The sequence below is a fragment of the Paenibacillus glacialis genome, assembly GCF_001637205.1.
GTDB classification, from domain to species: domain Bacteria; phylum Bacillota; class Bacilli; order Paenibacillales; family Paenibacillaceae; genus Paenibacillus_AQ; species Paenibacillus_AQ glacialis.
Genome location: NZ_LVJH01000043.1, coordinates 13,159 through 28,177 on the forward strand (window position 1 = coordinate 13,159; position 15,019 = coordinate 28,177).

Sequence of the window (15,019 nt, forward strand, 5' to 3'; positions counted from 1 at the left end):
GAAAGATAGGCACCTTTTCAAAAAAATAAAAGTGTTCATCTTTCGGGTTCCTATTCATTTAGCTATTTCTGGCTTCACTCTTCACCATTTAGTGAGCTTGCTTAAGCTCACCCTTCATTTGTTTCACTTCATCCGGTGAAACTTCTAATGCTGGTTTCGTTTTTTTGATGAAAAACGCTAATACTAGAGCAACAACTGCTAAAGCTGTAGCAATGACAAATGCTTGATTAATACCATGAATGGTGGACTCTGCAACGATATGAGCCATCGCTTCTTTATCTGTTGGAGAAACACCACCCGCGACAGCTAATTCTGCTGCACGGCTCTTTGTTTGTGTTGTCATCACAGTAACAAGAACCGCCGTTCCAATCGATCCAGCAATGGTACGAAGGGTATTCGACATCGCTGTACCATGAGCATTCATACTTTGTGGTAATTGGTTAAGCCCTGCCGTCTGTATAGGCATCATCATCAAGGACATACCAAACATACGTACTGTATAGATAAGGATCATATGAGTATACGTCGTTGCATCCGATAAACGGGTAAACTCAAAAGTTGTAATAACGGTAATTAGCAAACCAATCACCGATAACCATCTCGCTCCTACCTTATCGAATATTCTTCCGGTAATCGGAGACATAATCCCCATGACAATCGCACCTGGAAGCATCATCAACCCTGATTCCATTGGTGTAAACTGTCTGATATTTTGAAGGAAGATCGGAAGTAATATCATCCCTGCAAACATGGAAATCGTAATCAGCACATTAATAATTGTTGTCAAAGTGAACATATTATATTTAAAGATTCTGAACTCAAGCATCGGACTTCTCGAAGTCATTTGGCGCCATACGAAAATGATCAATGATAGTGTACCCAACACTAGGCAAGAAAGAACCGTTGCACTTCCCCAACCGTCTGTACCCGCATCACTAAATCCGTATAGAAGTCCACCAAATCCAACGGTAGATAACACAACAGATAACATATCAAATGCAGGTTTCGTTACTTTTGTAACATTCTTCAAGAAGAATACACCGATTAAAGTAGAGATGGCAGAGAACGGAAGAATAATATAGAAAAGGACGCGCCAATCATAATTCTCTACAACCCAACCTGAAAGCGTCGGTCCAATCGCTGGAGCTAAAATCATAGCCATTCCCATCAAACCCATGGCTGCGCCACGCTTCTCAATCGGGAAGATATTCAAGAACACGACTGTCATCAAAGGCATAATAATACCTGCGCCAGCTGCTTGAACTACTCTACCTACCATTAAGATTCCAAAGTTAGGTGACAATCCACAAATTAATGTTCCTATCGTAAATAAACCCATCGCTGAAATAAATAACTGTCTCGTTGTAAATCGAGATATAAGATACGCGGTGATCGGAATCAGAACACCGTTCACCAACATGTATCCTGTCGTTAACCATTGTCCTATAGAAGGATCAATCTTCAAATCACCCATGATGCTCGGTAAAGCAACATTCAATAACGTTTGATTTAGAAACGCTACAAATGCCCCGATCATGAGTGCAGCTATAATAGGACCTCTTTTTATATGATCTAAATTCATAATTTACGATATCTCTCCTTGTTGTTGTAGTATCTCATTCACCTGCTGCTGAATCCGCAATAAATCTTGTCTATCCTTATCAGATAACTGATTCAGAGGAGACAACGACTGCATATACGCTCGTTCCATTCGATCTTGTAATGCATCTCCTTCATCTGTTATTCGAAGTGTGACTGATCTCCGATCACTCTCTAGCCGCTTACGAATCACTAAACCTGACTTCACCAAACGATCTACTACTCCGCTTGTCGTACTATTCCCAAGAAGGATTAAATCAGCCAGTTCGGATAACCTAATATCAGGATGATTATGAAGTGTTCGTAATACATGATATTGCATAAATGTGGTACCCAAAGCATCTGCATTCTTCCGTAACAAATTAAAAAGCGAATATTTCACTTGATTAAAGGATTGCAACAATTCCCGAATCTGTTCCTTAGAATCAATATCTATATCTTCAACGCTTTTCTCCGTATGATGATCCATATTAGTTCGCATACGAATCATTGTAATCCTTACTATATTATCATGTCAATATAAACATAAGATATAATTTACATATGCTATTTTCAAAACGTTTTCATAAATGGACGTCATAAAGCAGCACATCAACTGACCCTTATAGGCATGTCAGTCGATATACCATCATACATTTGTATAAGTTATTGTCCTGCTAATTGTAACGTCGTCAACACATCTTCTGCGTGTCCAGCAACTTTAATTTTACGCCATTCTTTCACTAGTACTCCCGCTTCATCAATAAGAAACGTAGATCTTACAATACCTAAGTATTCTCTTCCATACATTTTTTTAAGCTGCCACACACCGTACATTTCACTTACCAGGTGATCAGCATCTGATAAAAGAAGAAACGGAAGATCATTACGCTCAATAAATTTACCGTGCGATTTCACCTCATCTGGACTAATCCCGAGAATAACTGCACCTAGATTCTCAATATCTGAATTAGCATCTCGGAAATTACAAGCTTCCGTTGTACAGCCTGGGGTCATATTCTTTGGATAGAAATACAGTACAACCTTACGACCAAGATAATCACTTAGTGATACCATTTCTCCATTTGAAGCCATAAGTGTGAATGCTGGCGCACTCTGACCTATTTGTGATGATTCCATGATCAATCTTCTCCTTTATATGTCAATATTCTACTTATTAAATTGATTGTATCTGCAAAAAAAATTATAATGTAATGTATCCTCATCCTTCAATGTCGAAAAATGTACCTATTTCCGGAGTTGTGAAAGGAAGAAGCTTGAATGACGAGAAAGACGAAAAGAACCATCTGGTGGGTTCTTGCTGTACTCATACTTGCAGTGATTGGTTACGCAGTATATTATTTCACATCTATTTATAATGGTCTAGAAGGATTGCACAAAGAAGGTGACGCATCTCCATTCAGTCATTTAGAACAGGTTGAAGCAGCCGTACCTGAACCTCCCAAATGGGAAGGAACTGAGCTAGTCAGTATTGTCATCATGGGTGTAGATGGTCGTGGTTTAACCAAAGGGGAGATTCCTCGCTCTGACAGTATGATGGTAGTAACATTAGATCCCATTCAGAAGAAAATTCATCTTTTCTCCATTCTAAGAGATACTTATGTCAGCATTCCTGAATTCAGGAAGGACCGTATCAATTCAGCTATCACACATGGACCTAATACAGCTATGAAAGCTATTGGCGATCTTCTGGGAATCCCCGTTCAATATTATGTATACACAGACTTTCAAGGATTCATTAAACTTGTAGACGCCTTGGGTGGTGTTGATTTCTATGTTGAAAAAGACATGAAGTATAGCAGTAAAGCAGACAAGCACGAATATGATATTGATCTTAAAAAGGGACAACAACATCTCGATGGCGATAAGGCATTACAATATGTTCGATTTCGACATGATGCTCTATCTGACTTCACTCGAACCGAGAGGCAAAGAGCCTTTCTAAAAACAGTTGCAGATAAAATGAAGTCTACAACCAGTATTATGAAGCTTCCTTCCATCTTAGAAAGCGTTAGTGAGTTTGTTGATACTAATCTCACTACAAATGATATGTGGAAACTCGCTAATATCGGGTATCAAAGTACGATGGCAGGTAGTGAGCAGGTTCCTCCAATGAGTCTTCTCGGAGAGGAAAACGTCGGTGGAGCATCCGTTATCACAGTGAAGGACTTAGATAAATTACACGAGTATGTGCAGAATGTATTTAAGACACCTACAGTTGACCAAGGAAACGTCGGTCCAGCGAAAGAGTAATAATGCGTATCATCTTACTTGTAGGCGGCGGTAGTGGTCAATTCATACTTGTGTACTCCTGCTCCCTACGAAATAGCGAAAGGAAGTTTAAACAGATCATGAAACGTACTCAATCCGAACTTTTATACCAAGAAGCATTGCAACATATTGTTGGTGGCGTCAACAGCCCTTCCCGCTCATTCAAAGCGGTAGGTGGCGGGGCGCCCGTCTTTATGAAGCGGGCCAAAGGCGCGCACTTCTTCGATGCCGATGATAACCAATATATTGACTATCTTGCGGCATACGGTCCTATCATTACAGGACATGCCCATCCCCATATTACAGCGGCTATAACTAAAGCAGCTGAGAATGGTGTGTTGTATGGAGCACCAACCGAATGGGAAATTCGATTAGCTAAAATGCTAAAAGATGCTATCCCTTCCATGGATAAGGTCAGATTTGTAAATTCGGGAACTGAAGCTGTCATGACAACCATTCGGGTTGCTCGAGCATATACAAAACGCAGCAAAATTATTAAATTTGCGGGCTGTTACCATGGGCATTCAGATTTAGTCCTTGTAGCCGCTGGATCAGGCCCTTCAACACTAGGTATTCCTGATAGTGCCGGTGTCCCAGCAAGTATCGCTCAAGAAGTCATTACAGTACCTTTTAATAATTTAGAAGCACTTAAAGCTGCACTCGAACGTTGGGGTGATGATGTTGCAGCAGTTATGGTCGAACCTATCGTTGGTAACTTTGGAATGGTTATGCCCGAAGATGGATTTCTAGAGGGTCTATGCAAGATGACACATGATAATGGCTCTCTTGTTATCTATGACGAAGTGATCACGGCTTTCCGTTTCCATTATGGATCAGCTCAAACGTTTGCTGGTTTACAGAATCATGATGCTATCGTACCTGACCTTACAGCTCTAGGTAAAATCATTGGTGGAGGATTACCCATTGGTGCCTATGGGGGTAGAAAGCATGTTATGGAACAAGTAGCCCCTTTAGGACCAGCTTATCAAGCTGGAACGATGGCTGGTAACCCAGCCTCTATTCTTTCAGGTATTGCATGTTTGGAAGTATTACAAGGCGAAGGTGTATATGAAGAGATGAATCGCCTTGCCGTGAAACTTACAGATGGTCTTCAAGCGTCCTCAGATCGTCATGGAATTCCACTAACGATTAATCAAATTCGGGGTTCGTTCTCTACCCATTTCTGTGATCATCCTGTTACGAACTATGAAGAAGCGCAGGACACCGATGGTGAAGCATTTGCTTCATTCTTCCGCCATATGTTGAATCGCGGAATTAATCTTGCTCCGTCCAAATATGAAGCTTGGTTCCTCACAACAGCTCATACAGACGAAGATATCGATCAGACTCTTCAAGCGGCTGATGAATCACTTCGAGAAATGGCTCTTTAGTATCATCTTCTGAGAAGAGGCTCTCTCTTTTGTAAAAGAGACTGAGTTACCAAAATGGCAGGCCAAGGTGTTTATCCTTGACCTGCTATTTCGTATATATGGGATTCAATACCCCTTGATCAGCGTGAGATGTTCAACCGATCGATCTCCTGACGGATGATTTCAATTCCTGTAGCTATACTGGTATTTGGAACATTAGATACGTTCAATCGTAGCATTTTCTCAGTATATTCTCCAGGTAGATAATACGATTCGGTACTATCCACGATAACGTTCCGCTTCTTTAATGCATGTCTCAGCGTTTCAAACGGGAGATTTCTAGGAAGGGGCATAACGGTATGGACACACCGATTTTGAGGCGCAGCTGCGAATAACTCATGATCAGAATTCATAGTTAGAGCTTCGTTCAGCTGCTCAATTTTTTTATTATATGACGCCTTAATTCGTTCACGGTGGCGTTCGAACATGCCGCTTTTCATATATATTTCAAGTGCTGCTTGAGATAACGTTGAAGTATCGATGTCCAAAATCACTTTGAATCGGCTGAATGTGTCGATCAATAACGGGGGTAGTACAGCAACACCTACCCGCAGGCCTGGAAAGAGAATTTTAGAGTAACTTTTGAGATAAATCACATGAGGTGAAGAAGCGTAAGCGTAAATAGGATCTGCCTTTGAATCGCTCTCTAAATCTGCTAGATAATCATCTTCAACAATATATACGTCATATTTATGAGCCAGTCTTGCGACTTCCTGCTTCTGCTTCATCGTCAAGGATGTTCCAAGAGGGTTATGAAAACGAGGCATGGTATAGAAAAACTTTATCTTTCCTGAAGCAAATATCCCCTCCAACTTCTCCAGATCTATCCCCTCTTCATTTCTAGGTATCCCTATTACCGGGATTTTCATGGTTGTTAACATTTCAATGAGCAAAAAATAACCCGGTTGTTCAATTAAAATCGTGTCCCGACCACTCGGAAAAGGCATCGAGACAAGAATAGCTAGCGCTTGCTGAACACCCGATGTCACTACAATTTGATCCCTTTTGGCAAACACCTGATATCCGTCCAAGTGTTTCTGTAGAACTTGGATCAGAGAGGGGAGCCCCTTAAGTGTCCCATAGGTGAACAAATCATCCTGATAAGCATCGATAGCTTTATTAATGCAATGTTGAAAATCCACATACGGGAACACATGTTTATCTGGTGCAGATGATGCAAAATCCAATATCATTTTTTGACTATCTTCAACCGAGCTAACTTTGTACTCACTCTGCTTTTGTACTACATAATATCCACTCTGGGGGATAGAATATATGAGATGACGCTTCTCCATCTCCTCATATGCACGAATAACAGTGCTTTTGTTACAGCCATATCTCTCTGCCAGATTTCTAATCGAAGGCAATTTGTTTCCTTGAGAGAATTCGCCCTCTTGAATCCGTTCTTCAAGCGCTAGAATCAATTGTGAGTATTTCTTCATTGTTACCCCCCACCCCCATTCTGTACCGGTACACTTAGGTATAGTTGTTATTGTAGCGCATTCCAGTGTTCCTGTATATTGAATACACTAGTTACTCACTTATACAACACACTGGAGGAATACGAATGAATACCACACGTGAGAATGGCCTAGCCTATCTGGCTGCATTTCTATATGCCATCATTATTGGACTCTCTTTTTTGTTTGTTAAAATGACGATCTCAGCAGCCCATCCTTTAGATGTGCTTGCGCATCGATTCGCACTTTCATTCTTTGCTGCCAGTATTCCTGTAATCTTCGGCTGGTTGCCTGTACGAATTAAACTGAAAGACCTATGGCCTATTTTACGACTTGCTTTGTTGTCTCCAGTCTTATTCTTCGCCTTCCAAGCTTTCGGGCTTATGAATGCCTCCTCATCTGAGGCTGGCATTATTCAGGCGTCCGTGCCTGTCTTCACATTATTACTTGCTTCATACTTCCTAAAAGAACGGAGCAGTGGTCTACAAAAAGTTTCTTTACTCGTCTCCGTAGCTGGTGTCATCTTCATCTTCGCCATGAAAGGCGGTTCTCTGTTAGGTTCGGGTAACTTCCAAGGTGTGTCCTTGCTACTCCTCTCAGCACTATCGTTCGCTGGATACAGTGTACTTGCAAAACCATTAACTCGTACTTTTAAACCGATGGAACTGACCTACATCACGCTCGGAGTTGGCTTCATCATATTTAATATTATAGCTGTAGGAAGACATAGCTTTGATGGAACTTTGAATGAATTCTTTCAGCCACTAACAGACATCAGTTATATTGGTGCATTACTTTATCTCAGTATTCTCTCAACGATGGTTACCACATTACTCTCAAGCTTCGCACTATCGCGAATTGAAGCTTCCAAAATGAGCGTGTTCAGTAATTTCTCTACACTTGTCTCAATGGCAGCAGGTGCAATATTCCTGAACGAGCAATTACGGTACTATCATATTATCGGAGCGATTATGATTATTCTAGGTGTGCTCGGCACTAACTTCCTGGGGAACAAGCGTAGCTCTTTGGATACTGCAAAACAGACGGTGAGTACTGAAGCAGTCCTGCAGAAAAAATAAGCTTGCGCTTATTATCCGCTAAAAAAGGAATCAGCAAATAAAAAAACAGTAGACCAAGGATAATTTCACCTTGATATCTACTGTTTTTTTAAAAATTCATCCTTATGGATTAATAAAAGCTGTTCTTAATTTAGGACTAAATTCCACATCTAATCCTAGTCCTGTTGCTAATACAGCCAAAGGAACATACGTTTTATCCTCTTTGCCTACCTTGTTTAAAAATGCTGGCGTATCTACAGTCACGGATTGACCATTAACCATTACGCTTGTGGAACCTATCTTAATGATGACCGTTTGTGTGCCATAGCTAATTGTAGCGCTGGAAGTTCGACTATCCCATTTAGAAGTGGCACCCACAGCGTTAACAATATCCTGGATCGCAACGTAATTCTGGCCATTTCGCAGAACAGGCTGATACGGTGTCTTCAACTCTTGTCCTTTCACGACAATCGTCATAGGTAGCGTATTATCAACAGTGGTTGGCTTACGATATTCCTCCCAGATCGTCCCTGCGAACACTTTAGCTATTGTCTCATAACCATATTGATTAGGATGAATATCCCTGTCTGCAATGATATGGGTCATGGTTCCCTCCCCACCAACAAATTCTTTGGCTATATGAGCGACCTTTACATTGACCCCTTGAGTCTGATAGCCTGCTGCCATTTTATCTACAACGCCTGAGAATGTTTCGGAAGCTGCAATCAACTTGGGATATGTAGCCTGATTAGCAATGGCTGGTATCGGTTGGTATTGATCTGCAACTACAATAAGAGCATCAGAGTTCAATTCATGCAAATTACCAATAATAGAAGTCATCGAAGTGATATATGAAGTGAATAAGTTCTCCATGCTAGAATTGAAATCGCCACTTCCCGGGGTTAGCGCACCTTCAATAATAGGTCTGAAATCATTGCCCCCAATCGTAATCGTAATGAGGTCAGCTGAGGCAATATCGGCATTCAGTTGAACTGCGGAAGCTCCAATCTCTCCAGCTCTAGGATCAGGAAGCCCTACCTGAATTGCATCTGCCGAAATAGGTTGCCCCTTCTCCGCTGCTTCAACGAAATGCTCTAGCCCCGCTCCCTTCAAACCTAATATGCCATAATTGGATATGGTTGTTCTTCCATGAAATAGCCCTTGTTCATATAATCGTTCCACGAAACCATAAGGCTTGCTGTTCACATCCATTTTAGGTTCATATCCAACCGTAAGAGAGTCACCCAGTGCCACAATCCGATAGGATTTCGCCTGAGCCTCCTGCCCCTGTACAACTGTAGACGCACTTACAGAACCGATCAATAAGGCAGATAGCAATACTATTCCGGTCGCGGCCGAAATACACTTTTTCAATTGAGACATTTCTTCAACTCCTTTTGTATAACTCGGCACCTTTATTATCCAATAGGTCTCGGTTCATTCATCTTATCATTGCTATCACACACAAAAAAGAGCATTCCCCAAATTTACGAGAATTGCTCTTTATCCTATTCGAAATATCGTTATCTATATAGATTGAACTAAAGTTTTCATTCACAAATTCATGATTCTACTCTACAATCCGGTAGCTCCCGCTTCCTTCAGAGATCCAACCAACTCATCATGAATATGTCCATTACTAGCCACAACATGTCTTACACTTAAGTCATATGGACGACCAAGCGTATCCGTCACTGTTCCTCCAGACTCCTTAACCAATAGAACACCTGCTGCTAAATCCCATGAATTCAGTCCAATTTCCCAAAATCCACTGATTCTGCCTGTTGCTACATAAGCCATGTGTAAAGCCGCTGAACCATTCGAACGGATATTACGAACTTTCGGAGCAATATGCTGAAGACCTACCATATTGATGGGTAATGCAAAATTCTGATCCGCAGGAAACCCTGTTGCTAGAAGACTTGTTGCGAGTGTGTCTTCTGTTGATACACTTGTGGTTTTACCATGTACATAAGCTCCCTTACCTTTCTCAGCCACAAACAATTCATCCTTGGTAGGATCATAAATGACGCCAACAATGACTTCTCCTTTATGAGCAAGAGCAATCGAAACTGCATAGAAGGGATAACCATGCACATAGTTCGTTGTGCCATCTAAAGGATCTACAATCCATAAGTATTCTTCATTTAAAGACTCCTTCAACGCTTGAGCAGAGGCTTCCGGTCCTGGTTCTACTCCCTCTTCGCCAAGAATGGCATGATCCGGGAAATGAGTAAGAATTAGCTTACGAATCATTTGTTCTGCACCTTTATCTACTTCTGTCACTAAATCTTGAGGAGTAAATTTGATGTCCAACTCTTTCACCGTACCCAATCTACTCTTGATCCATTCCCCAACTTTTGCTGCTGCATTAATAGCAACTGCAGTATAGCCCTTGCTTGTCACGACATAAGGTACTTTATCCTCTTGGTTCAAAGCAATCATCTACTTTCTATATTAAATCTAGCAATTCATATCTTCTTTTTACAAGTATACTCCATTCCTTGTTCAAAGTTTCGCCTAAATGATGTCATTATAGCCCTTTTCTAAATCAGTTCTAGCATTCAAATAAAAAGTTCGTCCTTAGCCGCGCCTTATCTTGGGCTTGGATCAAGAACGAACTTTGATATTGTCACACTTAAGCACTTACGTAATCATCATCGATTTAGTTGAAGGTCTATACCCCAGTAATGTGGAATCCACTATCAACATATATAACCTCACCCGTTATACCACGGGATAAATGACTCATTAAGAACATCGCTGTATCTCCTACTTCTGCCGTATCTGTTCCACGACGCAGAGGTGCTTTCTCCTCAACAACCTTCAGAATGGCGTTAAAGTCTCCAATACCCTTAGCTGCTAAAGTACGGATAGGACCTGCTGAAATCGCATTGACACGGATATTACGTTCTCCAAGATCATTCGCCAAATACATAACGGAAGATTCTAAAGCTGCCTTAGCCACGCCCATTACGTTGTAATTACGCATCACACGTACAGAGCCCATGTAAGTAAGTGTCACAACACTACCTCCCTCTGTCATAAGAGGTTGTAGCCGTTGTACTACAGCCACGAGCGAATACACGCTAACGTCCTGAGCCAGAGCAAAACCATCACGAGAAGTATCATAGAATTGACCTGCCAAGTCTTCACCTTTGGCAAAAGCAATACAATGCGCAATACCATGAATAACACCAAATTCCCCTTTAAGCGTCTCAGCAAGTTGATCGATATCCGAATCGTTTGTGACGTCACAAGGAAGAACTAGCGAATTCGGTATCGTATCCGCTAATTTACGTACACGTCCTTCTACCCGTTCACTTTCATATGTAAATGCAAGCCGCGCCCCTTCGGCTGCTAAGCTCTGAGCAATTCCCCAAGCGATGCTTCGATCATTAGCAACACCCATCACAACCACATTTTTTCCTTCTAATAATTTACTCATCCATCGTTATCTCCCTTCAAGAACCCCAAAGTAATCATAATTTCCAATATTTGTATTTATAATCATATTTAAAAATACTCTATTTCACTTATTGTTTCAAGTGTTAATTTATTATTCATGTTAAGGAAGTATCTCGATGCTTGCCCCATCCCGAATAGTTACTCCTTCAGAAGCGAACTGCCCCATATCCTTCATCAACTCAAACAACGCAACATCTTTATTTTTCGCCTCAATCATAACATCCAAATGCCCCGTATCTCGTGAGATATGTCGCAAGAAATCAAGCAGAGAACCAATCTCTATACCGTCAGCATGGCTCCTAATATCCGTAGTACTTCTTGGACTGGATACATGAATTTTGGGCGCAAGTGGTACACCTGGTAACGCATCTGCTTGTGCTAGTGTACTCTGCCAAGTCTTAAGAATATCTGGCCATAGCTCCCAAGGTGTCTCTCCTTCATTGTTTACCCATTGATGATGAATGTCTATAACCATAGGTAACCCTGTCTTCTGACATACCCTCAACGTCTCAAGCGCATTGAAGGTCTTATCATCATTCTCCAACGTTAAGCGTTCCTTAACACCTACATCCAATTGTGAGAAGTGTTCTTCAAATCGTGCTGCCGCGGAGAGCTTGTCCCCATACGCCCCACCAATATGAATATTATTCTTAGCGGTTGCAGTAAGTCCCATAGCTGTAAGCATGGTTACATGATGATGCAGATCACGAACAGAGTTAATCAATACCTCTGAACGAGGCGTGCTTAGAACGGTGAAATGATCCGGATGAAATGAAACCCTCATGCCATGTTTGTTGACATAGTCTCCTATTTCAGCAAATGAATCTTGTAATACAGCCATAGGATTCCAATCCGTAAGGTCTGGATGAGTTGCTAATGGAACTAACTTGGATGAGAATCGATATACCTTAATCTCGTGTGCAATACAGTGTTTAAGAATCCGTAACGTATTGTGTAAGTTCTCAAGACCAATTCGTTCCAGCTTCCGAAGCGCTGCGTCTCGATCAGCTATCTTATTAAAACTCGCCATTGTCATCGTCTTAGAAGGAGATGAATTCTGCACAATCATAGACATAGCTACAAATCCGAAACGGACAATCATGCTTTTTGTTCGCTGAAGAACATCTCATACGCCAGATCAGTCTGAATGCGGGATTCTTCCGGATTCAATTTACGAATGAATTCCATCTCCACTTCCGTGACTTCTTCCCCCTGAAAGTTAATTTCAGCGATACATCCGACAATCTTAACGATTGCTATTGCTACATTTTCTGGCGTATAAGCAATCACTTTCTGTCCAGTCGGATAGACGCGAAAGCCCTTCTTTACCATTTTACCGCGTCCATATTCCAATAATTCATAGAGTTCTTGCTCACTCTTAAACTTACATACTGAATTGAATTCCGTCTGAAAACCCATACCAGATTCCTCTTTTCTATTCTCAAGATAAAGGGTCTGGACTACAGATTAGTTATTGTAATCCAGTGCCTGCTTGCTGGCGTAACGTTCTAATGCTAATTCAATCATTCGATCTAGCAAAGCAGCATAACTCAATCCTGTCTCCCGCCACAATAGAGGATACATGCTGTAAGGTGTAAATCCAGGCATCGTATTCAATTCGTTGATGAAGATAGCGTCATCCGATTTACGAACGAAAAAGTCTGCTCGGCTAATACCACTGCCTTCGATTGCTTGAAAAGCCACAATAGCAGCTTCTCTAATACGATCGGCCATTTCAGAATCTACTGGTGCTGGAATCAGCATTTGAGATTGACCATCCGTATATTTAGCAGCATAGTCATAATACTCACTAGTCGATACGATCTCTCCAGGAACCGAAGCCATAGGTTCATCATTCCCTAGAACACTAACCTCAACTTCTCTAGCATCCACAAATTCTTCAACAATAACCTTGATGTCGTAACGGAATGCGAATTCCACAGCTTTGGTAAGCTCTTCACGATCCTTCGCCTTAGAAATCCCAACGCTAGATCCTAAATTGGCAGGCTTAACAAAACAAGGATATCCTAAATGATCTTCCACACCTATGATTAGTTCAAAGCTATCGCGCTTCCATTGGCTACGTGTGAAATAACGATACTCACATTGTGGCAATCCCACTTGCGCAAATAACTTCTTCATAACTACCTTATCCATCCCTGCAGCTGAAGCCAATACTCCCGCACCAACATAAGGCATATTAGCCATTTCGAATAATCCTTGAATCGTACCATCTTCACCAAAGGTTCCGTGAAGGAGTGGGAACATAAGATCTACTTTAGTGGAGGATTCACCGCCACCATATAAGCGACTGAATAATACACTTAATGCAGCCTGTGTTCCCTCTGAATTATTCTCAAGCTTAAGCTCTTCAATTCGCTCAAAAGGAGATTGTCGTAGCTCCCCTTTGCGCCAATCTCCTTGCTTCGTAATATAGAATGGAACAATCTCATATTTATTGTAATCAAAGGCGTTCATCACCGCGAAAGCTGTTTGTAATGAAACCTCATGTTCTCCCGATTTACCGCCATATACAAGACCTACTGTAGATTTACTCATGCCTAACCTCTTTCTTCTATATATAATTTAATTCGTCTCATCTATATAGATTGAACTAATGACGAACCCCCATATTCATGATTCCCTTTAGAAATGATTGAACATGTGAGCGCACACTTTCGTTCAATCTATATACTTAGAACACATCTGGAATATGCAAGAACTGATACCTCGTATTCTCCTGCCACGCATAAGAATCTTTATAATCCCAGTAGCGGTGCCGACTACTTACGGTATTAGCATTTACTAGAGGCATTCCACCCGCGTCATAGGCCGTCACAATGGTGCTATGCTCATAATTGCCATTGCCATCCCAATCATAGACAATCACATCACCAAGCATGAGTTGTTCCGCCCGATCAACGACTTCTGCCCTCAAGCCCCAAGTACTCGTTCTTAACATCTGTTCTAAGCCATTTGATACGGCCCAGCTATAACTCCACCATTCCTTGCCACTAAGATATCCTTTGTACCACCATCCTGTAGCTCTGTTACCAGTATAGTGGATTGGAGCCCCCCCTGCAAAGAGACATTGCGAGATATAATTCGTACAATTGACTGCAAAAGCTGTGAATTCGGGATTCTCAGAATCCCACCAGCGATCAGCATAAGCTACAGCATCTTCTCGACGATACTTCGTCGAACGGCGTCCTGCTCCGCCTCCCAATATATTTGCATTTAAATAAGGTCCTGAGGCTCCACCATACATGTCTCCAGTACCATTAGAAGATAATACGTTCTGTAAGAGGGGATGACGTTCAGTAGTCAATTGTTCTACCGAAACAATAACCCATTCCTCTCCATCCCTTATGAATTTAAGCCGTTGCTGTTGTATCGTATCTTCTCGATGAGTCATCCCGCCCTTAGAATAAAAAAGATGCGCATGAAGTTGTATGTCCACGACCACTTCTTGTGGGGTTTCATTCATCGTTCGCAACAGCGTAGCCCTTGTCTCACTTCGTAACGGCTTAGCATCTCGGAATTTATACCAATCGCCAAGCCTTTTCGATCTTTCTGATCTTTCCATTAAATAATTTAGATCCGTTACTACTTGGTACCTCGTCTCAGCCCGTTCATCGATCTGAAATTGATTATATTGATTAACGAAAGTAAAAAGGACTTGCTTCCATTCCTGCTCCATAAGATCATTTCTCCCCTTACTTAGAAATTGTAC

The 15,019-nt window shown here is 41.5% G+C and carries 14 protein-coding genes; 3 read left to right on the forward strand and 11 right to left on the reverse strand.

Going from position 1 to position 15,019, the window contains the following annotated elements:
* Positions 1–88 precede the first annotated feature (88 nt).
* The 3 genes from PGLA_RS19010 to bcp form a co-directional block, all read right to left on the reverse strand.
* Positions 89–1,582, reverse strand: a complete 1,494-nt coding sequence (locus PGLA_RS19010; protein ID WP_068535911.1) for a DHA2 family efflux MFS transporter permease subunit — start codon at positions 1,580–1,582, stop codon at positions 89–91.
* Positions 1,583–1,585: 3 nt separating this feature from the next.
* Positions 1,586–2,080, reverse strand: coding sequence for a MarR family winged helix-turn-helix transcriptional regulator (locus PGLA_RS19015; protein WP_161487957.1), 495 nt, complete (start codon positions 2,078–2,080; stop codon positions 1,586–1,588).
* 164 nt (positions 2,081–2,244) lie between these two features.
* Positions 2,245–2,718, reverse strand: a complete 474-nt coding sequence (gene bcp, locus PGLA_RS19020) for a thioredoxin-dependent thiol peroxidase (RefSeq protein WP_068535913.1) — start codon at positions 2,716–2,718, stop codon at positions 2,245–2,247.
* 141 nt (positions 2,719–2,859) lie between these two features.
* Here bcp and PGLA_RS19025 point away from each other — a divergent pair, with 141 nt between their 5' ends.
* A complete protein-coding gene (locus tag PGLA_RS19025; protein WP_084411278.1) occupies positions 2,860–3,852 on the forward strand; it encodes an LCP family protein in 993 nt (330 codons plus the stop codon).
* A 98-nt stretch (positions 3,853–3,950) separates the two neighbouring features.
* A complete protein-coding gene (locus PGLA_RS19030; RefSeq protein WP_068536021.1) occupies positions 3,951–5,261 on the forward strand; it encodes a glutamate-1-semialdehyde 2,1-aminomutase in 1,311 nt (436 codons plus the stop codon).
* 119 nt (positions 5,262–5,380) lie between these two features.
* Here the strand turns inward: PGLA_RS19030 and PGLA_RS19035 are convergent, their stop codons facing one another.
* The gene (locus tag PGLA_RS19035; RefSeq protein WP_068535915.1) at positions 5,381–6,742 is read right to left on the reverse strand and encodes an aminotransferase-like domain-containing protein; all 1,362 of its coding nucleotides are present in this window, start codon (positions 6,740–6,742) and stop codon (positions 5,381–5,383) included.
* A 125-nt stretch (positions 6,743–6,867) separates the two neighbouring features.
* Between PGLA_RS19035 and PGLA_RS19040 the strand changes: the two genes are divergently transcribed.
* Complete coding sequence (locus PGLA_RS19040; protein WP_068535917.1) at positions 6,868–7,839, forward strand: DMT family transporter; 972 nt, start codon at positions 6,868–6,870, stop codon at positions 7,837–7,839.
* A gap of 102 nt (positions 7,840–7,941) precedes the next feature.
* Here PGLA_RS19040 and PGLA_RS19045 read toward each other — a convergent pair whose 3' ends face one another.
* The 7 genes from PGLA_RS19045 to PGLA_RS19075 all read right to left on the reverse strand — a co-directional run bounded on the left by PGLA_RS19045 (position 7,942) and on the right by PGLA_RS19075 (position 14,986).
* Positions 7,942–9,201, reverse strand: a complete 1,260-nt coding sequence (locus PGLA_RS19045) for a stalk domain-containing protein (RefSeq protein WP_068535919.1) — start codon at positions 9,199–9,201, stop codon at positions 7,942–7,944.
* A gap of 192 nt (positions 9,202–9,393) precedes the next feature.
* Positions 9,394–10,263, reverse strand: coding sequence for an inositol monophosphatase family protein (locus PGLA_RS19050; RefSeq protein ID WP_068535921.1), 870 nt, complete (start codon positions 10,261–10,263; stop codon positions 9,394–9,396).
* A 232-nt stretch (positions 10,264–10,495) separates the two neighbouring features.
* The gene (gene fabI, locus PGLA_RS19055; protein WP_068535923.1) at positions 10,496–11,266 is read right to left on the reverse strand and encodes an enoyl-ACP reductase FabI; all 771 of its coding nucleotides are present in this window, start codon (positions 11,264–11,266) and stop codon (positions 10,496–10,498) included.
* Between the two features lie 120 nt (positions 11,267–11,386).
* Positions 11,387–12,388 carry a UV DNA damage repair endonuclease UvsE gene (gene uvsE / locus PGLA_RS19060; RefSeq protein ID WP_068535925.1) on the reverse strand — a complete coding sequence of 334 codons (1,002 nt, stop codon included), beginning with the start codon at positions 12,386–12,388 and terminating at the stop codon, positions 11,387–11,389.
* Positions 12,385–12,705, reverse strand: coding sequence for a hypothetical protein (locus tag PGLA_RS19065; protein ID WP_068535927.1), 321 nt, complete (start codon positions 12,703–12,705; stop codon positions 12,385–12,387). Before PGLA_RS19065 ends, uvsE begins: the two co-directional genes overlap by 4 nt.
* A gap of 48 nt (positions 12,706–12,753) precedes the next feature.
* Positions 12,754–13,845, reverse strand: coding sequence for a D-alanine--D-alanine ligase (locus tag PGLA_RS19070; RefSeq protein WP_068535929.1), 1,092 nt, complete (start codon positions 13,843–13,845; stop codon positions 12,754–12,756).
* A gap of 136 nt (positions 13,846–13,981) precedes the next feature.
* On the reverse strand, positions 13,982–14,986 hold the full coding sequence (locus PGLA_RS19075) for an amidase domain-containing protein (RefSeq protein ID WP_068535932.1): 1,005 nt from the start codon (positions 14,984–14,986) through the stop codon (positions 13,982–13,984).
* Positions 14,987–15,019 lie beyond the last annotated feature (33 nt).

Bases quoted from the DNA above. Each gene is read 5' to 3' on its own strand.
- PGLA_RS19010 (WP_068535911.1), bottom strand. From the start codon at position 1,582: ATGAATTTAGATCATATAAAAAGAGGTCCTATTATAGCTGCACTCATG.
- PGLA_RS19015 (WP_161487957.1), bottom strand. From the start codon at position 2,080: ATGCGAACTAATATGGATCATCATACGGAGAAAAGCGTTGAAGATATA.
- bcp (WP_068535913.1), bottom strand. From the start codon at position 2,718: ATGGAATCATCACAAATAGGTCAGAGTGCGCCAGCATTCACACTTATG.
- PGLA_RS19025 (WP_084411278.1), top strand. From the start codon at position 2,860: ATGACGAGAAAGACGAAAAGAACCATCTGGTGGGTTCTTGCTGTACTC.
- PGLA_RS19030 (WP_068536021.1), top strand. From the start codon at position 3,951: ATGAAACGTACTCAATCCGAACTTTTATACCAAGAAGCATTGCAACAT.
- PGLA_RS19035 (WP_068535915.1), bottom strand. From the start codon at position 6,742: ATGAAGAAATACTCACAATTGATTCTAGCGCTTGAAGAACGGATTCAA.
- PGLA_RS19040 (WP_068535917.1), top strand. From the start codon at position 6,868: ATGAATACCACACGTGAGAATGGCCTAGCCTATCTGGCTGCATTTCTA.
- PGLA_RS19045 (WP_068535919.1), bottom strand. From the start codon at position 9,201: ATGTCTCAATTGAAAAAGTGTATTTCGGCCGCGACCGGAATAGTATTG.
- PGLA_RS19050 (WP_068535921.1), bottom strand. From the start codon at position 10,263: ATGATTGCTTTGAACCAAGAGGATAAAGTACCTTATGTCGTGACAAGC.
- fabI (WP_068535923.1), bottom strand. From the start codon at position 11,266: ATGAGTAAATTATTAGAAGGAAAAAATGTGGTTGTGATGGGTGTTGCT.
- uvsE (WP_068535925.1), bottom strand. From the start codon at position 12,388: ATGATTGTCCGTTTCGGATTTGTAGCTATGTCTATGATTGTGCAGAAT.
- PGLA_RS19065 (WP_068535927.1), bottom strand. From the start codon at position 12,705: ATGGGTTTTCAGACGGAATTCAATTCAGTATGTAAGTTTAAGAGTGAG.
- PGLA_RS19070 (WP_068535929.1), bottom strand. From the start codon at position 13,845: ATGAGTAAATCTACAGTAGGTCTTGTATATGGCGGTAAATCGGGAGAA.
- PGLA_RS19075 (WP_068535932.1), bottom strand. From the start codon at position 14,986: ATGGAGCAGGAATGGAAGCAAGTCCTTTTTACTTTCGTTAATCAATAT.